The sequence below is a fragment of the Pseudonocardia sp. EC080619-01 genome (assembly GCF_001420995.1).
In the GTDB taxonomy this organism is placed as follows: Bacteria; Actinomycetota; Actinomycetes; order Mycobacteriales; family Pseudonocardiaceae; genus Pseudonocardia.
This window is the reverse complement of record NZ_CP012184.1, coordinates 2,381,859-2,402,156: the sequence shown is the minus strand read 5'-3', so window position 1 is coordinate 2,402,156 and position 20,298 is coordinate 2,381,859. Positions and strand designations below refer to the sequence as shown.

Genomic DNA, 20,298 nt, shown 5'->3' with positions numbered 1-20,298 from the left:
CGCTCAGCCGACGACGCGGCGCAGCACCGCCGACATGTACGGCGTCAGCTGCCCGCCGTCGACCGCGCGCTCGTCGACGTAGGCGAGGTCGCCCTGGTTGACGAGGCCGTAGAGGCGCTTCGAGGCGACCGTGGGCCGGGCCGAGGCCGTGCGGGCGACGGCGTCGGACTCGATCTCCCAGGAACGCATGTCGCCCTTGGGGCCGTAGAGGATCGCGACCAGGCCGCTGCTGTCGGCGAGCACGACCTCCAGCGAGCCGTCCTCCTGCGGGCGCCAGAAGCCGGTCTCCCGCTCGAGCAGGTCGCCGGTCTCGCCGTCCTGCCCCAGCAGCCAGGTCCGCGACTCGAAGGTCAGGAAGGCGCGCCCGTCGTGGGCGAAGGTGAGCTGCTGCCCGAACGGCCGCGGCTCGCCGGACGCCGGGTCGACCAGCTCGCCGTCGCCGCGCCAGACGCCGACCAGCGGCAGCACACCCAGGCACCACTCGTGCAGGTCCGGGCCCTGACGCAGGTTCGCGGTGTCGTCGGTGACGGGCAGGTCCTCCCACTGCGGCCTATTGCGCCGCGGCGAGTCCGGCGCGGCGTTCTCCGGGCCGGTGATCGTGGTCTGCAGCTGCTCGTCGGTGCCGGATTCGGGATCGGTCACGGGATCGGCTCCTCGCTGTGATGGTCGGCGGCGTCGTCGGGGGCGGGACGCTCGCCGTCCCCGGCCGCGGCGGGCTCGACGACGAACAGGCGCCGGAGCAGCCACCCGGCCCAGGCGGCGGTTCCCGCGGACAGGGCGATCAACAACCCGGTGGAGAACCAGTGCACGGCGCGCCAGCCTACTAGCGGCCGTCCCCGGAACGACGAACGCCGCCCCGGACACGGTCCGGGGCGGCGTTCGGGTGCCGGAACTCAGGCGACGGCGATCTCCGCCTGGTGCAGGCCCGGCCCGTCGGCGACGAGCGCGGACTGGCCGTTGCCGGAGCGCGAGAGCGCCCGGACGGTCCAGCTGCCGGGGGCGGCGAAGAACCGGAAGTCACCCGAGGCCGAGGACACGACCTCCGCGGTGAACTCGCCGGTGCCGTCCAGCAGGCGGACGAACGCCCCGCCGACCGGCTCGCCGCCGGCGACGACGCGCCCGGCCAGCACGGTCTCCTTCTCGAGGTCCGTGCCCGCGGGCAGGGTCAGGGACTGGTCAGGGGCTCCACACATGCTTACTTCGCTCCCAGCTCGATCGGCACGCCGATGAGCGAGCCGTACTCGGTCCAGCTGCCGTCGTAGTTCTTGACGTCGGTGTGCCCCAGCAGCTCGCGCAGCACCACCCAGGTGTGGCTCGAGCGCTCGCCGATGCGGCAGTAGGCGATGGTCGGGCGGCCCTCGTCGAACCCGGCCTCCTTGTAGAGGGAGGCCAGCTCCTCGTTCGACTTGAAGGTGCCGTCCTCGTTGGCCGCCTTCGACCACGGGATGTTGATCGCCGACGGGATGTGACCCGGACGCTGCGACTGCTCCTGCGGCAGGTGGGCCGGGGCCAGGATCTTGCCGGAGAACTCGTCGGGCGACCGGACGTCGACCAGGTTCTTGGTGTCGATCGCGTCGACGACCTCGTCGCGGAAGGCGCGGATCGAGGTGTCGGCGTCCTGGGCGGTGTAGGAGGTCGCCGGGCGGTCCTTGACGTCGGTGGTCAGGGTCCGGCCGTCGAGCTCCCACTTCTTGCGCCCGCCGTCGAGCAGCACGACGTTCGTGTGGCCGTAGAGCTTGAACTCCCAGTAGGCGTAGGCGGCGAACCAGTTGTTGTTGCCGCCGTAGAGCACGACCTTGTCGTCCTGCCCGACGCCCTTGGCCGAGAGCAGCTGCTCGAACTGCTCCTTGGTGACGATGTCGCGGCGGACCGGGTCCTGCAGCTCGTCGGTCCAGTTGACCTTGACCGCACCGGGGATGTGCCCGCCGTCGTAGGCGGTGGTGTCCTCGTCGACCTCGAGGAACACCACCCCGTCGGTCTCCAGGTTCGCTTCCGCCCAGTCGGCGGTGACGAGGACGTCCTCGCGGCTCATGTTCGAATCTCTCCCGAAATCGTGTGCTGGGTGACGGGTCAGGAACGCGCCCCGGCCGGGCCGGGGCGCAGGCGGGCGAGGAGCCCGTACATCTCGCAGCCCAGGCAGTAGCCGAAGGCCGCGTTGAGGAGGGCCGCCGCGAGGGCCGCCGCCGTGGCGACGACACCGAGCGCGGTCAACCCGGTCAGGTAGCCCGCCGCGGCGACGGCGGTGAACACCAGGCCGACGGTCTGCGAGAAGCGGACCGGGGCGGCGTCCTCCCACTCGGACGTCGGCCCGAGCCGCCGGGCGAGCAGGGAGCGGTACATCACCCCGTAGGGCGCGAACCGCATGCCGGCGAACGCGCCGACGGCGAAGACGACGGCCTGCGCTGTGACGAGCAGGCCGCTGCCGGACAGCAGCACCAGCGCCAGTACGACGGTGGTGACCGCGGCGGAGAACCGGACACCGCGCGGGTCGAGCCGGGGCTCGGTGCGCACGGGTCCGGGGTCCGTGACGGACATGGGGGTGACTCCTGTGGACCGGGGCGACGGCCGGTCGTCGGTACGACGTGTCGGCCTTCAGGGCACGCGGATCAGGAGTCGAGACAGAGGCAGCCGGCGAGACGGCACAGATCGACCGTGCGGCGTCGGGTCAGCGGCCAGTTCACAGTGGCGAGGGTAGCCGAACCGGCGGGATCCGTGCACCCGTCCGGTGCGGCCGATCGGTCACATGGCGGGTGCGGCAGGGCCCGGACCGTCCGGCGCCGGGAGCGCGGCGACGAGCTCGCCGGTCCGCGGCACCCCCGCGACGCGCAGCAGCTCGGCGCCGCGCCCGTCGAAGACGACGGTGGTCGGGGTGCGCATGACGCCCAGTGCGCGCGCGACGTCGACCCGGTCGGCCACGTCGATCTCCACGTGTGCCAGCCCGGGGTCGTCGGCGGCGAGCCCGGCGAGCAGCACGGAGGTCTGCCGGCAGGGCGTGCACACCGGCGACGACAGCTGCAGCAGCAGCGCCCGCCGTCCCGCGGGGTCGACGCCCGCGAGCTCCCAGCCGGGACCGGTGGGACCGGCCGGGGCGGACCGGCGGACGGCACCGGAGCGGGCGCGCAGGACGAGACCGGCCGCCGTCGTCACCACGAGGACGACGAGCAGCACGACGAGACCGGTACCGCTCACCGGTGCCTCAGTCCGACGTCCGGTCGGAGCCGACGCCCAGGTCCCGGACGGCCCCGGAGATCTCCAGGACGTTGAACTCCGGCACCGAGACCGACGTCGGCGTGACACCGAGCGGCAGCCGGCCCGGGTCGACCTCGACGGCCATCGCCGACATGAGGGAGTCCCGCACCGCGGCCGGGACGGGCTCGTGCGTCTCGTACTCGCGGACGTCGCGGGGCACGATCCGCAGCTTCCCGTCCGAGACGACGAGCGCGCTCAGCACCGCGACCTTCGCGTCCTCGCCGTCGACCGGCATCTCGGCCACGAACCGAGCCGCGTTCCGCGGGTCGAGCCCGCGCAGGGTGGGGTCCGCACCCTCGCGGATCACCGTGTCGATGTCGTTCGCCTCGACCTCCTCGGCGGTCAGGCGCTCCACACCGGCGGCGGGACCCCCGGCGGCGACGACCAGCCGGCGCACGTCCATCGGGCCGATCCGGACGATCCCCTCGGCGGCCGCCGCACGGAACCGGGACGGCCCCGAGCCGATCAGGTCGGACAGGGGCGCCCGCACGCCGTGCATCTGCACCTCCACCTCGGGGGTCTGCAGCGGGCCGATCGGCACCCGCTGCATGGAGACGTCGATCCGGTCGTAGCGGCCGGTCACGGCCTGCGCGAGGAACGAGATCCCCTGCACCTGCACCGCCGGGTCCTCGGGGAGGCCGAGCCGGTCGCGCATCTGGCGGGAGATCCCGGACTCGGCCGCGGCGGCGGTGCCGAGATCGGCCAGCACGAGCACGGCGACGACGGCCAGGACGGCGGCGACCACGCGGTGCACGGTGGTGCGCCGGTCGGTGCCCCGGTCCGGCCCCGGGCCGGTACCGCGGTCGGCGCCCCGGCCGGGCGCCGGGAGGGTGGGCGACTGCACGGATGGTCCTCCCGGAGATCCCGGTGCTGCGGACGTAACTCCCTGACGGTAGTGAGCCCGCCGGGATCCCGGTCCGGCGGCCCCGGACCTGCTCCGACGGACGGGTTCCGGCCCGATCGTTCGCGTGACCGATCCAGATCGGGAGCGTGAGGCGGATCGCGATCGTGCTGACCACCGGATGACGGGGCGGTATCGTCCGCGTATCGCGAGAGGAGGAGTCCATGGAACTGCTCCTGCTGACCACGGCTCCGGATGCGGCCGCCGTGCTGCCTGCCCTGTCCCTGTTGCCGCACAACGTGCGGACCGCGGCGCCCGAGGTGGCCGCACTGCTCGACGCGGGCCCGCACGACGCGGTCCTCGTCGACGCGCGCAGCGACCTGGTGGCGGCCCGGAGCCTGTGCCGGCTGCTCGGCAGTACGGGTACCGACGTCCCGGTCATCGCCGTGCTCAACGAGGGCGGCCTGGTGGCCGTCTCCGGTGAGTGGGTGGTGGACGAGATCCTGTTGCCGGACACCGGCCCGGCGGAGGTGGACGCGCGGCTCCGGTTGCTCCGTGCCCGGCCCGGCGCCGAGTCGGCGTCGGGGGGCGGGGCGCTGGTGCTCGGTGAACTGGTGATCGACGAGGCGACGTACTCGGCCCGGCTCAAGGGCCGGTTGCTGGAGCTCACCTACAAGGAGTTCGAGCTGCTCAAGTACCTCGCGCAGCACGCGGGCCGGGTGTTCACCCGGGCCCAGCTGCTGCAGGAGGTCTGGGGCTACGACTTCTTCGGTGGCACCCGCACCGTCGACGTCCACGTGCGGCGGCTGCGCGCCAAGCTCGGCGGCGAGCACGAGCAGATGATCGGCACGGTGCGCAACGTCGGCTACAAGTTCGTCCGGCCGTCACGGGGCGGGCTGACCGCCCCGCCGGACAGCGATGCCGACTCCGATGCCGACTCCGAGCCGTCCGACCGTCGCCTGCCGGGCGCCGGCCGTCCCACCGGACCGGGACGGACCACCCCGGGCGCGCTCTCCCCACGCTGACGACACAGTGCACGGACACGACCCGCGGACCCGCCCGGTCCGCGGGTCGTGTTCTAGGGTCCGGCGGGTGGACCCGCAGGTGCTGACCCGACTCGACGCCGACACCGCCACGGCGGTGCACGACCTGCTGGCGACGGCCGCCGCGCACGACGGCGCCGACCCGTTCTCCGAGCAGTTCCTCCTCACCCTCCGGGCAGGGGAGGGACGCGCCGGGGTGCACCACGTCGTGGTGCCCGGCGCGGACCGCGCCGTCGCGGGGTACGCCCAGCTCGACGGGGAGTACGCCGAGCTCGCCGTGCATCCGGCTGAGCGTCGCCGTGGCGTCGGGTCCGCTCTGGTCACGGCCCTGGAGGGGCTCGCCGCGGATCCGCACGTCTGGGCGCACGGCGATCTCGACGCCGCGAAGGGCCTCGCCGAGCGGCACGGCTACCGGCGCGACCGGGTGCTGTGGCAGATGCGCCGCACCGCCGGCGAGCCGTTGCCCGAGGTGAGCCTCCCTGACGGGGTCACGCTGCGGTCGTTCGTCCCCGGCCGCGACGACGACGAGTTCCTCCGGGTCAACAACGCCGCCTTCGACTGGCACCCCGAGCAGGGCGGGTGGACGGGTGCCGAGCTCGCCGCCCGCCAGGCCGAGGACTGGTTCGACGCCGACGGGTTCCTGCTGGCCACGGCCCCCGACGGCACCCTGCTGGGCTACCACTGGACGAAGGTCCACCCCGCCACCGGCGACGAGCCCGCGATGGGCGAGGTCTACGTCCTCGGTGTCGACCCGGCGGCGCACGGGCGCGGGCTGGGCCGGGTCCTGACCCTGGCCGGGCTGCACCACCTGCACGACCGCGGGCTGGACACGGTGCTGCTCTACGTGGAGGCGGACAACGGCCCGGCCGTGCGGGTCTACCAGCGACTCGGGTTCGTCGTGCACGCCGCGGACGTCAACTACGCCCGCTGACGCCGATTGCGGTGGCCGGGCCGGCGGGTCGGCTCTCGGTCACGGACACTGCGGTGGCGCTGACGCCGCACCCTCGGGGGTCAGGAGCTGGGTGAAGTAAGACCCATCCCGACGCTGCACGCCGAACTCGATCGAGCAACGTTCGATGTTCTCCACCCGGGTCGCCCCCGGCTCACCGGAGTTCGTCACGTAGTACGGCGTAGCGACGACGCGACCGTCCCGCACACCGGTGAGGCGGGTCCGGGTGACACAAGACGGATCGATGACCGAGTCGATGAGGAGCGAGTAGTTGTTCGGGGTCCCGGGGTTGCCCTCGACAGTGAAACGAAAGTTCGCTGCACGGCATGCGTCCGTCGCGAGCTCGAGGGCATTGGTCCCGCGGGCGCGCACCTGATCGCCAGGCGCGGCGTGCGCCTCTGCCGAGATGGTCAGGGTGAAGGCCGCCACCGCGAGCACGGCAGCGACTGTTACGCCGGAACCGCGTAGAAATGAGACTGGCATTTATCCCCCGATGGTGGGATCTGACCTGATGTGATTCGACCTCACTTTCGCAACCTGGCGTCTAGCTCCACAACGCTGAACCGAGTGAATCGTCGAGAAGCGAGTGTCCTCGCCCACCGCTTGAGCGGCCTCATGAAGTGACGTGCGGGCTGATCCGGGTGCGTCTGATGCCGGATGCCGCTTGGAGGGGCGATCGTGGCACTGCTGCGGCAGCCAGTTACTCATCGTGATCAATCTGGTGGTCGCAGATACGACGTCGCCTGGAAGGTGCGGAGTCGATCCCGCCGATCGTGTGATGTTCGTCGGTGTCGCTGCCGGCCTTGTTCATTCCACGTTCATCTTCCGTGGGTCCCCCGTCCAACGTCGGCTTCTAGCGTTCCGCCCGGCGGTCACTCCGGCCGCCGTCCCGAACGGCACGAGCCGATCACGGAGGAACCTGCAGTGAAGACCAAGCGGCGTGCGCCCCGGGCGCGCCTGGCGGCCGTCGGTGTCGCGACGACCTGTGCGCTGTTCGTCGCCGGTTGCGGCGCCGCCAACGAGGGCGGTGGCGGCGGTGCGGAGGGCTCCGGCGTCTCCGGCACGATCGCCGGCGCGGGCGCGAGCTCGCAGCAGGCCGCCATGCAGTCGTGGATCGCCGGCTTCGGTGACGCCAACCCCGAGGCCACGATCAACTACGACCCGGTCGGATCCGGCGGCGGCCGTACCCAGTTCGTCCAGGGTGGCGTCCAGTTCGCAGGTTCTGACGCCTACCTGAAGGACGACCAGCTGAACCAGGCGCGCCAGCGCTGCGGCGGTTCGGTCATCGAGATCCCGAACTACGTCTCGCCGATCGCGGTCGTCTACAAGCTCGACGGTGTCCAGGACCTGAACCTCGCCCCGGCGACCATCGCCGGCATCTTCAAGGGCGAGATCACGACCTGGAACGACCCGAAGATCGCCGCCGACAACCCGGGTGCCCAGCTGCCCGCCACGAACATCACGCCGGTGCACCGCTCCGACGAGTCGGGCACCACCGAGAACTTCACCGACTTCCTCAACAAGGCGGCCCCGCAGGCGTGGACCGACGAGGGCGACGGCAACTGGCCGGTCCAGGGCGGCGAGGCCGCCCAGGGCACCTCGGGCGTCGTCGGCGCGGTGAATGCCGGTAACGGAACCATCGGCTACGCCGACGCCTCGCAGGCCGGTGAGCTGGGCAAGGCCAACGTGAAGCTGGGTGACCAGAACGTCGCGCCGACCGCCGAGGCCGCCGCGAAGATCCTCGAGGAGTCGCAGCGGGTCGAGGGCCAGGGCGACACCTCCTTCGCCTACGAGCTCAACCGCACCGCCACCGGTGGCGCCTACCCGGTCGTGCTGGTCTCGTACCTGCTCGCCTGCCCGACCTACGCCGACCAGGCTCAGGCCGACGTGACCAAGTCGTTCCTGAACTACGTGGTCAGCGACGCCGGTCAGCAGGCCGCGGCCCAGGCGGCCGGGTCCGCTCCGCTGTCCGAGGCGCTGCGTGGCCAGATCACCCCGGTGATCGACCGCATCGCGGCCGGCGGCTGATCGAGTCACACATCATCTAGCCAGGAGCCCCGGGTGGTGTTCATGATGGAATCGCCACCCGGGGTTCCCGGCGTCCACCCCCTGTCCAGCGCACGCACGCACCTCCAGGGATCACAGTGACCACCACGGAAACCACGCCTGATCGCCAGGCGACGAAACCGGTGACGCAGATCGGTGACCGCATCTTCGCGGGTTCCGCGAAGGGCGCCGGGATCCTCATCCTCGTCGTCCTGGCCGGCGTCGCAGCATTCCTCCTGATCGAGGCCTTCCCTGCGCTCGTCGCGTCCGGGGACGAGCTGCCCGGCGGGATCCTCGTCTACGTCGCGCCGCTGGTCTTCGGCACGCTGCTCAGCGCGGTCATCGCGCTCGTGGTGGCGACACCGCTCGCGGTCGCCGTCGCGCTGTTCATCAGCCACTACGCCCCGCGCCGACTCGCGGCGGGGCTGAGCTACGTCGTCGACCTGCTGGCGGCAGTGCCGTCCATCGTCTACGGGCTGTGGGGCTTCTACACCCTTGCGCCGCTGTCGGTCGGTCTGTCCACCTGGCTGTCGGACTACCTCGGCTGGCTGCCGTTCTTCGCCGGTCCGGTCTCGACCACCGGCCGGACGATGCTCGTCGTCGGCCTCGTGCTCGCCGTGATGATCCTCCCGATCATCACCGCCGTGGCGCGGGAGGTCTTCCTGCAGGCGCCGAAGCTGCACGAGGAGGCGGCGCTGGCGCTGGGCGCCACGCGCTGGGAGATGATCCGCCTGGCGGTCCTGCCGTTCGGTCGGTCCGGTGTGATCTCCGGGGCCATGCTGGGGCTCGGCCGGGCGCTCGGCGAGACGATGGCGGTCGCCATCATCCTGTCCGCGACCGGCGCGGTGACCTTCAACCTGATCAGCTCCGAGAACCCCTCCACCATCGCGGCGAACATCGCGCTGCAGTTCCAGGAGGCGTCCGGCATCGGGGTGAACGTCCTGATCGCGTCCGGCCTCGTTCTGTTCGTGATCACCCTGCTGGTCAACATGCTCGCTCGCTACATCGTCGAGCGCCGCCGCGACTTCTCCGGAGCGAACTGAGATGTCCACCGGGACCGAACGCAACCGTACCGAGGCACCCGTGACCAGAACCGGCCTCGAAGCACCCGCGAGCACACCCACGGAGCTCCGTCGCACCGCGACCCTCCCGCGTTGGGCGACTGCGGCGGTGCTCGCCGGGGCCGCCGTCGTGGCCGGCGGGATCGTCGGCCTGGCCGGGTCCGGCGTCGGCCTGTGGGTGTTCCTCACCGTGGTGATCTTCGCCGTCGCGACCTATGGCGTCTCCCGTGCTGTGGAGGGTGCCCGCAAGGCCGCAGACCGCCTGGTGACGGTCGTCGTCACCAGCGCCTTCCTGCTCGCCATGGCCCCGCTGGTCTCGGTGCTGTTCACCGTGATCAGCCAGGGCTGGGAGCGGTTCGACGTCACGTTCTTCTCGAACTCGATGCGAGGCGTGGTCGGTGAGGGCGGCGGCGCACTGCACGCGATCCAGGGCACGCTGATCATCACCGGACTGGCCGCGTTGATGTCGATCCCCGTCGGTGTCCTCACCGCGGTCTACCTGGTGGAGTACGGGAACGGTTCCAAGCTGGCCAGGGCGATCACGTTCTTCGTCGACGTCATGACCGGTATCCCGTCGATCGTCGCCGGGCTGTTCGCCTACGCGCTCTTCGCTCTGATCGTCGGCCCGGGTGTGCGGCTGGGGATCGTCGGCGCGATCGCGCTGACCGTGCTCATGATCCCCATCGTGGTGCGGTCGACCGAGGAGATGCTCAAGATCGTCCCGAACGAGCTGCGGGAGGCGTCCTACGCGCTGGGCGTGCCGAAGTGGCGGACGATCCTCAAGGTCGTCATCCCCACCACCGCGGGCGGCATCGCCACCGGTGTCACCTTGGCGATCGCCCGGGTCATCGGTGAGACGGCTCCGCTGCTGGTCACGGTCGGGTTCGCGACCGGCGTCAACCTGAACCCGTTCGACGGCCGTATGGCCACCCTGCCGGTGTTCTCCTACAACTCCTACGCGCAGCCCGGCATCCCGCCCGAGTTCAGCCTGGACCGGGCCTGGACCGCGGCCCTGGTGCTGATGCTGATCGTGATGATCCTGAACATCGTGGCCCGCCTCATCTCCCGCATTTTCGCCCCGAAGACCCGATAAGGAATCCCGGACATGGGCAAGAGTGTCGAAGCCAAGGACCTGAACATCTACTACGGGTCGTTCCTCGCCGTCGAGGGCGTCAACATGGTGATCAAGCCGAAGACGGTCACGGCGCTGATCGGCCCGTCCGGCTGCGGCAAGTCGACCTTCCTGAGGTCGATCAACCGGATGCACGAGAACATCCCCGGCGCCCGCGTCGAGGGGAAGCTCGAGCTCGACGGCCAGGACCTCTACGGGACCAACGTCGACCCGGTCGGCGTCAGGCGCCAGATCGGGATGGTGTTCCAGCGGCCGAACCCGTTCCCCACGATGTCGATCTACGACAACGTGATCGCGGGCATGAAGCTGAACAACAGGAAGGCGTCGAAGGGCGAGTTCGACGACACCGTCGAGCGCTCCCTCCGTGGCGCCAACCTGTGGAACGAGGTCAAGGACCGGCTGGACAAGCCGGGCTCGGGCCTCTCCGGTGGACAGCAGCAGCGGCTGTGCATCGCCCGCGCGATCGCGGTGCGTCCCGACGTGCTGCTGATGGACGAGCCCTGCTCCGCCTTGGACCCGATCTCCACGCTCGCGATCGAGGACCTGATCAACGAGCTGAAGAACGACTACACGATCGTCATCGTGACCCACAACATGCAGCAGGCGGCGCGGGTCAGCGACTTCACCGGCTTCTTCAACATCGAGGGCACCGGCAAGCCCGGCAAGCTGGTGGAGCTCGACGAGACCAAGACGATCTTCTCGCAGCCTACGCAGAAGGCGACCGAGGACTACGTGTCCGGCCGCTTCGGCTGAGCCGCCCCCCGGCACACGACGGCCCCGGCACCCGCGCGACGGGTACCGGGGCCGTCGTGCGTCGTACCCGCGGTGCGCCCGTTCGGTGGGGGCCGTCGGCCCCGCGGCCCCGCAACCGAGGGACGCCCCTCCGTTCACCCGTAGCGGGTGTGGCCGCGGCCGGACCGGCGGTCTTCCATCGGTCCGGACGACGTCCTGCCGGTCCGGGCCCGCCCGGCCGGCGTGACGCCGCGGGACTCCGCGGCGCGGCGCGAGCGGATCGGAGGCCCGGCCATGAGGACCGACGTTCCGGCCGGCCGGGAGGCCGCCACGGGTGACGACTGGTTCGCGCGGACACCGGCCGCGGTCGCGGAGGCCCTCGGCGTCGATCCCGGCCAGGGGCTCTCGACGGCCGTGGCCGAGGACCGGCTGCGGATCCACGGGCCGAACGCGCTGCCCGAGGAGAAGCCGAAACCCGGCTGGGTCCGGTTCCTCGACGAGTACCGCAGCTACATGCAGCTCATCCTGCTCGCCGCGGCCGTCGTCTCGCTGTTCGTGCAGGAGTGGGGCACCGCGGTGCTGCTCCTCGCCCTGACGGTGCTCAACGCCGTGATCGGGTTGCGGCAGAAGGGCAAGGCCGAGAGCGCGATGAACGCGCTCAAGTCGATGATGAAGGCGACCGCGCGGGTCCGTCGCGACGGCACCTCGACCGAGATCCCGGCCGAGCAGGTGGTCGCCGGCGACGTCGTGCTGATCTCCGCGGGTGACCAGGTCCCCGCCGACGGCCGCATCGTCGTCGCGAGCGCGCTGCAGATCGACGAGTCGGCACTGACCGGCGAGAGCACGCCGGCGTCGAAGGACGTCGCCACCCTCGACGCCGGCGGTGCCCCGGGGCCGGGCGACCGGACGAACATGGCCTTCACGAACACCCCGGTCACGCACGGGAGCGGGACGGTGATCGTCACCGGCACCGGAGCACGGACGGAGCTCGGGCGGATCTCCTCGATGCTCGCCGGGACGGAGCGGGAGAAGTCACCGCTCACCCGGGAGCTCGACCGGCTGACGCTGTGGATCGCCGCCGCGGCGGGGCTGACGATGCTGGTGATGTTCGTGCTCGGCCGCGGCCGGGGCGAGGCCTGGGACGTGCTGTTCGTCAGCGCGGTCGCGCTGGCGATCGCGGCCGTCCCGGAGGCGCTGCCGACGGTCACGCAGTGGATCCTCTCCGTCGGTGGTGTCGATCTCGCCGCGCGCAACGCGATCGTGAAGGAGCTGCCGTCGGTCGAGACGCTCGCCTTCACCTCCGCGATCAACTCCGACAAGACCGGCACGTTGACGAGGAACGAGATGACGGCGGTCGAGGTCGTCGACGTCGGTGACCGCTGGACCGTCTCGGGCAGCGGCTACGAGCTCGCGGGGGCGGTCCACCACGCGGCCGGCCGCGCGGCGTCGATCGAGCCCGCGATCCTGCCGTACGTGCTCGCGAGCGATGCGCAGCTCGTCGACGGCCAGGTCGTCGGGGACCCGACCGAGGGGGCGCTGCTGGTGCTGGCGCACAAGGCGGGACTGGACGTGGAGGCGACCCGCGCGCGGCTGCCGCGCCTGGCCACGCTGCCCTTCGACCCCGGCTACAAGCTGATGGCCACCTTCCACACCGCGGCCGACGCGGCGGGGCGGCCGGTGGTGCGCTGCTTCGTGAAGGGCGCGGCGCCCGCGGTGATGGACCGGGCGTCGTCGGCGCTCTCGGGGGACGGCCCGGCACGGTGGGACGCCGGGCTCGCGGAGCGGGCGACCGGGCACATGGTGCGTATGGAGCAGGCCGGGATGCGGGTGATGGCCGCCGCGGTGCGCGATGTCGATCCCGGTGCGTTCGACGCCGACGGCGACCTGCTCGCCCTCGTCACGGACCTCGAGCTGACGAGCCTCGTCGGGATGGTGGACCCGCCCCGCGCGGAGTCCCAGCAGGCCGTGGCCGAGGCCCAGGCGGCGAACATCCGGGTCCGCATGGTGACGGGCGACGACGTGACCACCGGTGCCGCCATCGCCGAGCAGCTCGGCATCCGGGGCACCGCGGTGCTCGGCGCGGACTTCGCCGCCCTCCCCGAGGACGTGCGGCTGGCCCGGATCGACGAGATCGGCGTGATCGGCCGGGTCGCCCCGGAGCACAAGGTGCTCCTGGTGGACACGCTGAAGAAGAAGGGCGACGTCGTCGCGATGACCGGTGACGGCGTGAACGACGCCCCGGCCATCAAGGCCGCCGACATCGGGATCGCCATGGGGTCCGGCACCGACGTCGCCCGGAACGCCGGTCGGATGATCCTCTCCGACGACAACTTCTCGACGATCGTCTTCGCCGTCGAGCAGGGCCGGAAGATCTACGACAACCTGACCAAGTACATCCGCTTCGTCCTGTTGCTGCTGGTCGTCTTCGTCCTCACCTTCCTCGGGGCGACCCTGTTCGACATCGCCGCGGGCGAACCGTTCACACCCGCCCAGGTGCTGTGGATCCACTTCGTCGTCAACGCGGCCTTCGGGTTCGCCCTCGGGTTCGACCGCGAGACGCCCGGCCTCATGCGGCTCCGCCCGCGCCCCCGCGACGAGTCCGTGATGACGCCCGGGCTGATGGTCACCGTCGGCCTCGCCGGGCTCGCGGTCAGCGCCGCGCTGCTGATCCTGATCGCACTGGCCCAGCGGACGTTCGCGGATCCCGCCGTCGGGCAGACGATCGCCTTCACGGCCTTCGCCCTGTGCCTCGTCGTCGCGGCCTTCGAGTGCCGGAGCGCGACCGCGACCGTGTTCACGCTCGACACCTTCGACAGCAAGCAGATGAACCGGGCCGCGGTCGTCGAGATCGCCCTCGCCGTCCTCGTCGGGCAGTCGGACGTCTTCCACCGGCTGCTGGGCACCGTGGACATCAGCGCCGTGCAGTTCCTCTGGGCGATCGTGCCCGCCGTGGGCCTGCTCCTGCTCTGGGAGGGCGGCAAGGCCGTCGGACGGCGGCAGGCCGATCGGGTCCCGTCCAGGTCCGGGTAGTCCACGCCGTGGGGAGCCGCGATGTCCAAGCACCACAAACACCACAAACACCACAAGCACCACGAGCACACAGCGGTCCACGACGGCCACGTCCGTGCGGCCTCGGCCACGGGGGCCGCCGAGCGGCCGCGGATGAAGCGCAAGGAGTACCTGCGGGAGCTGCGCCGGCTGCACGGGGAGCTGGTCGCGCTCCAGGAGTGGGTCAAGGCGACGGGGGCCAAGATCTGCATCGTGTTCGAGGGCCGCGACACGGCGGGCAAGGGCGGCACCATCAAGGCCATCACCGAGCGGGTCAGCCCGCGGGTGTTCCGCGTCGTGGCGCTCCCGGCGCCGACGGAGCGCGAGAAGTCCGAGATGTACCTGCAGCGCTACGTCTCCCACTTCCCGGCCGCCGGTGAAGTCGTGATCTTCGACCGGAGCTGGTACAACCGCGCCGGCGTCGAGCGGGTCCTGGGCTTCTGCACCGAGGAACAGTCCACCCGCTTCCTCGCGATGACGCCCGGGGTCGAACGCGCGATGATCGACTCGGGGATCGTCCTGGTCAAGTACTGGCTCGAGGTGAGCGCGGACGAGCAGACGCGGCGGCTGGAGAGCCGGATCGACGATCCCCGCAAGGTCTGGAAGCTGTCCGGGATCGACCTGGAGTCCTACACGCGGTGGGCGGACTACTCGCGCGCCCGCGACGCCATGTTCGCCGCGACCGACACCGCCTGGGCGCCCTGGTACGTGGCGCACTCCGACGACAAGCGCCGGGCCCGGCTGAACATCATCACGCACCTGCTCGACCGGGTGCCGTACGAGCACGTCCCCCGGAAGAAGGTCCACCTGCCCGAACGGGACGCACCGCCGGACACGGCCACCCCCGTCGTCCCGCTGCGCTGGATCCCGGCACCGTTCTGACCCGAGCGGCCGCCCGGGGTCAGAGCGAGACCTGGTCCGGGGTGGTGCCGGTGACGGCGTAGACGACGTGCTCGGCCAGGTGGACGCAGTGGTCGGCGTAGCGCTCGTGGAAACGGGCCAGCAGGGCGACGTCGACGGCGGCGGGCACCCCGGCGTCCCAGTCGGAGCCGAACATCATCTCGAAGACGGAACGGTGCGCGGCGTCGACGGCGTCGTCGTCGGACTCCAGCTCGCAGGCCAGGACGACGTTGCGGGTGCGGAGCACCTCGACGGCCTTGTCACCCATCGCCGCGACGCGGGCGCCGTACTCGCTGAACAGCGGGCGGGCCTGCTCGGGCAGGGCCGGCCGGTCGCCGGAGCGGGCGACCACCTCGGCGACGTGCCGGGCGAGGTCCCCCATGCGCTCCAGCTGCTGGGAGCAGCGCAGCGCGGTGACGACGGCCCTGAGCGGCGTGGCCATCGGCTGGTGCAGCGCCATGGTCTCCACGGCGAGCAGCTCGATCGCGGCCCGGTGCCCGTCGATGATGGAGTCACGGGCGACGACCTGCTCGGCGAGGCGCATGCGGTCGTGGAGCAGCGCGTCGGAGGCGCGGTGGAAGGCGGCGGCGACCAGCGGGCTCATCTCGTCGAGCATCAGCTGGAGCTGCTCGAGATTGTCGTCGAGCGTCTCCCTGCGCATGGGACGACCTTAGTTCGGGTCCACGGACCGGCTCGGCCCGGTGCCGGTGAACGGTTGGTGAACGGCCGCGGCGGTCGCGACGGCGTGGTGGGTCATGCGGCCCGGCGTACGCCGAGCCTCAGGTCCACCTGGAAGCGCTCGGCGGATCCGAGCACGGTCGAGCGGACGCCCGTGACCTCGAACCACTCGAGGGACTGCCCGACCCGGCCCATGCCGTTCCGGATCGCCTCCTCGACGCTCTCGTCGGAGGTGCCCACCACCTCGGTGACGACGCAACCCGCATGCTCCATGGACGCGGGGTGCCCCCACGGCCCACGGACCAAACCCGATCCGGCGACCGGTCGGCGACGGGCCGGTCGACCGGGTGTGCGGTGGGTGACCGGCGGCCGGTCAGACGGCGAGCGGACCCGGCATCTGGCCGGTGACGACGTAGACGATCCGGCGTGCGACGGCGACGGCGTGGTCGGCGTAGCGCTCGTAGAACCGGGCCAGCAGGGCGACGTCGACGGCCGCGGACACCCCGTGCGTCCAGTTGCGGTCCATCAGCACGGTGAACATGTGCTCGTGCAGGTCGTCCATCGCGTCGTCGTCGGCCTCGAGCTCGGTGGCGGCCTCGAGGTCACGGCTGCGGATCACCTGGCCGGCCTTCTCCGCGAGCTGGACGCCCACCCGGCCCATCTCGGCGAAGTAGGGCTTGATCTCGTCCGGGACGACCGACTGGGGGTGCCTGCGCCGTGCGGCCTGGGCGACGTGCAGGGCCAGGTCGCCCATCCGCTCGAGGTCACCGGCGCCGTGGATGGCGGCGACGACGACCCGCAGGTCCGTCGCGACCGGGGCCTGCAGCGCGAGCAGCCCGAAGGCGCGGTGCTCGGCGTCGGCGCGGACGTCGTCGATCCGGACGTCCTCGGAGATGATCTGCTCGGCCAGCTGGAGATCCGACTCCAGCAGCGCGCGGGTGGCGTTCTCCATCGCGCGAGCGACGTCGTCGCACATCCCCGCAAGGCCGGAGGCCAGCTCGTCCAGCTGCACCTGGTACTCGTCGCGCATGCCACGAGCCTAGAGCGACCTCTTCCGTAGGGCAGCCTCAGTGAGTGAACCCACCGTGAACGGTGGGCGACGTTCGCCCGTTCGGGCAGGTGGGACGTCGGCTCAGGAACAGTCGGCGTCGGTGGCGGGGACGGCCTGGGCGGGTTCCCGGTCACCGGCGCCGACCACGAGCCGCAGCACCCCGCTGCCCGTCGGGTCCGGGGCGGGCCGGGTACCGGGCAGCGTCCCGACGAGCGCACCGGCCGCGTCGGTGTTGTCGGGGGAGTAGCGGACCTCGGCGCGGTCGGTGGCCGGGCCGGTGGTGACCGCCCCGATCTCGTAGCCGCGGGCCCGCAGGTCCTCGGCGACCTGGTCCACGGCGCCCGGGCGCCCGGTCGCGTCCACCAGGTCGACGGTGGTGCCGGCCGCGGGCGCGTCGGCGGCCCGGGCCGCCGGCGCGGTCGCCGACTCGGGCAGCGGCTCGTGCTCGCGCAGCGCGGCGAAGAGCTCACGGGCGTCGCTGCGCCGCAGCTCCAGGTGGCCGCGGGTGTTGGGGGCCTCGGAGACCGGCAGGGGCAGGAAGACCGGGGTACTGCCGTCGCCCGCGGTACCGGCGCGACCGAGCCCCTGCGCGAGGGAGAGGATCTCGCCGGCGTCGACGCCGTCCGCGGTGAGCGCGCCGACCACGCCCTCGGCGGAGCGCCCCGGCGCACCGGGGGTGAGCAGCGACGACGTCGACAGCGCATCTCCCAGAGCCGCGGCGAGCACGCGCTGCTGGCGCTGGACCCGGTTGGCGGGGGAGCTGTCGCCCGCACCGGAGGCCGTGGCGAAGCGGACGGCTGCCTCGCCGTCCAGCGGGACCCGACCGGCGCCCTCGACGACCGGGCCGAGCACCGGGTCGACGACCGGCCGTTCGGTGCACACCTCGATGCCGCCGACCGCACCGACCAGGTCGGGGGCGCCGGCGAGGTCGAACGCGACGAACCCGCTCACCGGGATCCCGGTGAGCTGCTGGACGACGCCGACCGTGCAGGCCGGGCCGCCGATGTCGTAGGCGGTGGCGAACGCCGTGCGGGACTCGGCGGGCACGGTCTCGCCGTAGGAGCCGGTCGCGGCGTCCCAGCGCCGGCACGGGGGCCGGGGGACCTCGAGCGTCGCGGGGACCGACAGGGTCACGGCCGGGGCGCCACCGGCCGGCCGGTGGACGAGGACGGCGGTGTCCGTGCGGGCGGCCTCGGGCGCTCCGGCCCGGTCCGCCTGCACGCCCAGCACCAGCACGTTCCGGTCGCCGGCCTGCAGCTCGGCGTCGAGGACCGCGTCGGAGTCCGGGGCGAGTGCGGCGACGGAGCGGACGCCGTCGTAGACCTCGCCGCGGCCGGCGAACCCGAACGCCGTCGCCGCCAGGACGACGACGGCGGCCGCCGCCGCGGCGATCCGCAGCGGGCCGCGCCGACGGGCCGGTCCTGCGGGCGCCGGGGTCGCGCTGCCGGGCTCGTCCTCGGTGGTGTCGCGGTCGTCGACGGCAGTGGCGCGGGCCTCGTGGTCGGCGTCGGCCCCGTCGTCGTGGCCCTTCCGGCCGTCGGCCGCAGCGTCGGCCGCAGCGTCGTCGGCGTAGCGGCGGCGGAGCCGGCGCGGGACCAGGGCGTCGAACGCCTCGGTGCGGCGGGAGTCCGTGGCGCCGCGGCCCCGGCCGATGACGCGGGCCGGTTCCGCCGTGGCGCCCGGTGCGGGCGGCGGGGTGCCGTGCGCCGGTTGCAGGCGGGACCGGGTGGGGTCCGGGCCGTTCGCGGGCGCCCGGTCCGGCTGCGGAGGCGTGCTCCCCGGGCCGGACGCGTGGGGTCGCCGGTCGGGCCGGTCGGGCGGCGGCACACCCGGTCCGGACGGCGGGACGCGGTTCGGCTGCGACGTCCCGGGGCCGCCCGGGCCGCCCTGGCCCGTGACGGGGCCGCGCTGCGGTGCCTCGGACGCGGGACGCGCGTCGGGCGGGACCGGACCCGGCGGGACGGGCCCCGAGGGGACGGTGCCGGAGTGGCCGGCGGGTCCGCGGCCCGGGGGCACCGGACCGCGCGGCGTCGGGCCCGACGGATGGGAACCGGACGGATGGGAACCGGAGGGTGCGGGACCGGACGGTGCGGGACCGGTTCGTGGGGGACCGGGCGGGACGGTGCCGGGCCCGGACGGCGGGTCGGCCGGTGCCGGGCCGCCGGGGCTGCGGGGCACCCGTCCGCCGCGCACGCGCATGACCCCGCTCGGGGAGGCGGTGCCGGGAACCCCGGGGGTGCCGGGCCGGGGCGTCGGACCGGAGCCGGACCGCCCCGCCGGTGGGCGGGCACCGGCGGGGCGGTCGGGGTCGACGGGCGCGGGACGGTCGGGGTCCACGGGCGCGGGACGGTCGGCGGGCCCGCGCTCCTGCGCGGCGCGGCGTGCGTCCTCGCCCTCGGCCCGGCGACGGGTACGCCGGGACCGGCGCGCGTCGTCGTCGTCCTGCACCGGGCCTCCTCGTCGCGTGTCCGCTCCGGGACGCGCGGTGGCCGTGCGCCGTTCGGGGGGCGCGGGCCACGGACGCCGGCCGGGCGTCCGGCGCCGATTCTATTCGGGAGGGGGCGGTGTCGCGGGTCCGGGGCGGCTCCGACCGGCGTCCGGTTGGGGGATCGACCTACGTCCGGACGCGGCTCCGGCGAGCGTCACCCGGCCGTCGCCGGACCGGTGGGCGACTGCGTTCCGGCCGGCCTGCTTGGCCGTGTACAGCAGCAGGTCGGCCTCGTCGACCAGCGCCTCGGTCCCGGAGGTGCCGGGGACGGCGTGCGCGACACCGATGCTGATCGTCATCCGGAGCTCCGGGTGGAGCGCTGACCAGTCGTGGGCGGCCACCCGCTCCCGGGCCGCCTCGCAGGCGGCGATCCCCTCGTCGGCGGAGACGTCGGGCAGGACGAGTGCGAACTCCTCGCCCCCGTAGCGCGCGCAGAAGGCGCCGCGCGGCAGCTCCCGGCCCAGCTCGTGCACCATCCGCTGCAGGACGCGGTCCCCGAACGGATGCCCGTGGGTGTCGTTGACCTGCTTGAAGTGGTCGATGTCGGCGAGTGCCAGGCAGACCCGGCCGGTCCCGTCGCCGAGCAGGTCGACGAGACGTTCGTCGAGGTAGCGACGGTTGTACGTCGCCGTCAGGCTGTCCCGCCGGCTCTGCTCGCGCGCCTCGGCGTGCTCGCGGCGGAGCCGGTCCAGCTCGTCCTCCACCGTGGCGCCGGTGGGGCCGTTCAGCAGCCGGACGGCCTCGCGCAGGTGCAGGTAGGCCTGCTCGTAGCGGTCGTGACCGGCCAGCCGCTCGGCGGCTGCGGTGTGCAGCGCGGCGCGCGCGGCGGGATCGGACGGTGCGACGCCGTCGAGCGCGGTGTCGTCGAGCGCGACGCCGTCGGCGGGCGGCGCGGTGCGACGTGCCGAACGCACGAGATTGCGCACCGACCAGGCCGTGTCGGTCACCCTCCACCTCCCGTCTCACCTGTCGTCACGAGGGTCATCGGTACGACACCGGTCCCGCTTGAGGCGTGAGCCGGCGTGGCACCCGTTCGGCGTGCCCGGTTCCCCCGGCTCGGGGAACCATGATCGCCCCGTG

Annotated in this window: 21 protein-coding genes; 8 read left to right on the top strand and 13 right to left on the bottom strand. The window is 72.8% G+C overall.

What is annotated here, in order from left to right:
• Positions 1 to 3: 3 nt before the first annotated feature.
• The 7 genes from AD017_RS11230 to AD017_RS11205 all read right to left on the bottom strand — a co-directional run bounded on the left by AD017_RS11230 (position 4) and on the right by AD017_RS11205 (position 4,093).
• Positions 4 to 642: an FABP family protein gene (locus AD017_RS11230; protein WP_010227970.1), complete on the bottom strand. Its 639-nt coding sequence runs from the start codon at positions 640 to 642 to the stop codon at positions 4 to 6.
• Positions 639 to 809: a hypothetical protein gene (locus AD017_RS35280; protein WP_010227971.1), complete on the bottom strand. Its 171-nt coding sequence runs from the start codon at positions 807 to 809 to the stop codon at positions 639 to 641. Before AD017_RS35280 ends, AD017_RS11230 begins: the two co-directional genes overlap by 4 nt.
• Before the next feature lie 84 nt (positions 810 to 893).
• Entirely contained in the window at positions 894 to 1,193 is a 300-nt protein-coding gene (locus tag AD017_RS11225; protein WP_010227972.1) for a DUF1416 domain-containing protein, read from the bottom strand.
• A 2-nt stretch (positions 1,194 to 1,195) separates the two neighbouring features.
• On the bottom strand, positions 1,196 to 2,032 hold the full coding sequence (locus AD017_RS11220; RefSeq protein ID WP_010227973.1) for a sulfurtransferase: 837 nt from the start codon (positions 2,030 to 2,032) through the stop codon (positions 1,196 to 1,198).
• Between the two features lie 38 nt (positions 2,033 to 2,070).
• Positions 2,071 to 2,535 carry a DUF4395 domain-containing protein gene (locus tag AD017_RS11215; protein ID WP_060574182.1) on the bottom strand — a complete coding sequence of 155 codons (465 nt, stop codon included), beginning with the start codon at positions 2,533 to 2,535 and terminating at the stop codon, positions 2,071 to 2,073.
• Positions 2,536 to 2,739: 204 nt separating this feature from the next.
• The gene (locus AD017_RS11210) at positions 2,740 to 3,189 is read right to left on the bottom strand and encodes a thioredoxin family protein (protein ID WP_060574181.1); all 450 of its coding nucleotides are present in this window, start codon (positions 3,187 to 3,189) and stop codon (positions 2,740 to 2,742) included.
• Positions 3,190 to 3,196: 7 nt separating this feature from the next.
• On the bottom strand, positions 3,197 to 4,093 hold the full coding sequence (locus tag AD017_RS11205; protein ID WP_060574180.1) for a DUF2993 domain-containing protein: 897 nt from the start codon (positions 4,091 to 4,093) through the stop codon (positions 3,197 to 3,199).
• A 221-nt stretch (positions 4,094 to 4,314) separates the two neighbouring features.
• Here AD017_RS11205 and AD017_RS11200 point away from each other — a divergent pair, with 221 nt between their 5' ends.
• Together AD017_RS11200 and mshD are read left to right on the top strand one after the other, a co-directional pair.
• Positions 4,315 to 5,115, top strand: a complete 801-nt coding sequence (locus AD017_RS11200; RefSeq protein WP_010227980.1) for a response regulator transcription factor — start codon at positions 4,315 to 4,317, stop codon at positions 5,113 to 5,115.
• 67 nt (positions 5,116 to 5,182) lie between these two features.
• On the top strand, positions 5,183 to 6,064 hold the full coding sequence (mshD, locus tag AD017_RS11195) for a mycothiol synthase (protein ID WP_060574179.1): 882 nt from the start codon (positions 5,183 to 5,185) through the stop codon (positions 6,062 to 6,064).
• A gap of 39 nt (positions 6,065 to 6,103) precedes the next feature.
• Here mshD and AD017_RS11190 read toward each other — a convergent pair whose 3' ends face one another.
• Positions 6,104 to 6,520, bottom strand: a complete 417-nt coding sequence (locus AD017_RS11190; RefSeq protein ID WP_060574178.1) for a hypothetical protein — start codon at positions 6,518 to 6,520, stop codon at positions 6,104 to 6,106.
• Between the two features lie 486 nt (positions 6,521 to 7,006).
• On the opposite strand from AD017_RS11190, the gene pstS reads away from it, so the two are divergent.
• The 6 genes from pstS (at position 7,007) to ppk2 (ending at position 14,983) form a co-directional block, all read left to right on the top strand.
• Entirely contained in the window at positions 7,007 to 8,110 is a 1,104-nt protein-coding gene (gene pstS, locus AD017_RS11185) for a phosphate ABC transporter substrate-binding protein PstS (protein WP_060574177.1), read from the top strand.
• Between the two features lie 116 nt (positions 8,111 to 8,226).
• Entirely contained in the window at positions 8,227 to 9,171 is a 945-nt protein-coding gene (gene pstC / locus AD017_RS11180) for a phosphate ABC transporter permease subunit PstC (protein WP_060574176.1), read from the top strand.
• 1 nt (position 9,172) lies between these two features.
• On the top strand, positions 9,173 to 10,282 hold the full coding sequence (pstA, locus tag AD017_RS11175) for a phosphate ABC transporter permease PstA (protein WP_060574175.1): 1,110 nt from the start codon (positions 9,173 to 9,175) through the stop codon (positions 10,280 to 10,282).
• A gap of 12 nt (positions 10,283 to 10,294) precedes the next feature.
• On the top strand, positions 10,295 to 11,074 hold the full coding sequence (pstB, locus tag AD017_RS11170; RefSeq protein WP_060574174.1) for a phosphate ABC transporter ATP-binding protein PstB: 780 nt from the start codon (positions 10,295 to 10,297) through the stop codon (positions 11,072 to 11,074).
• Positions 11,075 to 11,347: 273 nt separating this feature from the next.
• The gene (locus tag AD017_RS11165) at positions 11,348 to 14,083 is read left to right on the top strand and encodes an HAD-IC family P-type ATPase (protein WP_060576342.1); all 2,736 of its coding nucleotides are present in this window, start codon (positions 11,348 to 11,350) and stop codon (positions 14,081 to 14,083) included.
• A gap of 21 nt (positions 14,084 to 14,104) precedes the next feature.
• Entirely contained in the window at positions 14,105 to 14,983 is an 879-nt protein-coding gene (gene ppk2, locus AD017_RS11160; RefSeq protein ID WP_060574173.1) for a polyphosphate kinase 2, read from the top strand.
• A 19-nt stretch (positions 14,984 to 15,002) separates the two neighbouring features.
• Here ppk2 and phoU (AD017_RS11155) read toward each other — a convergent pair whose 3' ends face one another.
• The 5 genes from phoU (AD017_RS11155) to AD017_RS11135 form a co-directional block, all read right to left on the bottom strand.
• Positions 15,003 to 15,662, bottom strand: coding sequence for a phosphate signaling complex protein PhoU (phoU, locus tag AD017_RS11155; protein ID WP_060574172.1), 660 nt, complete (start codon positions 15,660 to 15,662; stop codon positions 15,003 to 15,005).
• A gap of 92 nt (positions 15,663 to 15,754) precedes the next feature.
• Positions 15,755 to 15,952: a dodecin family protein gene (locus AD017_RS11150; protein WP_060574171.1), complete on the bottom strand. Its 198-nt coding sequence runs from the start codon at positions 15,950 to 15,952 to the stop codon at positions 15,755 to 15,757.
• A gap of 100 nt (positions 15,953 to 16,052) precedes the next feature.
• A complete protein-coding gene (phoU, locus tag AD017_RS11145; RefSeq protein WP_010228002.1) occupies positions 16,053 to 16,709 on the bottom strand; it encodes a phosphate signaling complex protein PhoU in 657 nt (218 codons plus the stop codon).
• Between the two features lie 102 nt (positions 16,710 to 16,811).
• Entirely contained in the window at positions 16,812 to 19,178 is a 2,367-nt protein-coding gene (locus AD017_RS37210; protein WP_060574170.1) for an LCP family protein, read from the bottom strand.
• A 99-nt stretch (positions 19,179 to 19,277) separates the two neighbouring features.
• A complete protein-coding gene (locus AD017_RS11135; protein WP_060574169.1) occupies positions 19,278 to 20,165 on the bottom strand; it encodes a GGDEF domain-containing protein in 888 nt (295 codons plus the stop codon).
• Positions 20,166 to 20,298 lie beyond the last annotated feature (133 nt).

Bases quoted from the DNA above. Each gene is read 5' to 3' on its own strand.
- phoU (WP_010228002.1), bottom strand. From the start codon at position 16,709: ATGCGCGACGAGTACCAGGTGCAGCTGGACGAGCTGGCCTCCGGCCTT.
- phoU (WP_060574172.1), bottom strand. From the start codon at position 15,662: ATGCGCAGGGAGACGCTCGACGACAATCTCGAGCAGCTCCAGCTGATG.
- AD017_RS11215 (WP_060574182.1), bottom strand. From the start codon at position 2,535: ATGTCCGTCACGGACCCCGGACCCGTGCGCACCGAGCCCCGGCTCGAC.
- AD017_RS11220 (WP_010227973.1), bottom strand. From the start codon at position 2,032: ATGAGCCGCGAGGACGTCCTCGTCACCGCCGACTGGGCGGAAGCGAAC.
- AD017_RS11165 (WP_060576342.1), top strand. From the start codon at position 11,348: ATGAGGACCGACGTTCCGGCCGGCCGGGAGGCCGCCACGGGTGACGAC.
- AD017_RS11200 (WP_010227980.1), top strand. From the start codon at position 4,315: ATGGAACTGCTCCTGCTGACCACGGCTCCGGATGCGGCCGCCGTGCTG.
- AD017_RS11225 (WP_010227972.1), bottom strand. From the start codon at position 1,193: ATGTGTGGAGCCCCTGACCAGTCCCTGACCCTGCCCGCGGGCACGGAC.
- pstA (WP_060574175.1), top strand. From the start codon at position 9,173: ATGTCCACCGGGACCGAACGCAACCGTACCGAGGCACCCGTGACCAGA.
- pstB (WP_060574174.1), top strand. From the start codon at position 10,295: ATGGGCAAGAGTGTCGAAGCCAAGGACCTGAACATCTACTACGGGTCG.
- ppk2 (WP_060574173.1), top strand. From the start codon at position 14,105: ATGTCCAAGCACCACAAACACCACAAACACCACAAGCACCACGAGCAC.
- AD017_RS11150 (WP_060574171.1), bottom strand. From the start codon at position 15,952: ATGGAGCATGCGGGTTGCGTCGTCACCGAGGTGGTGGGCACCTCCGAC.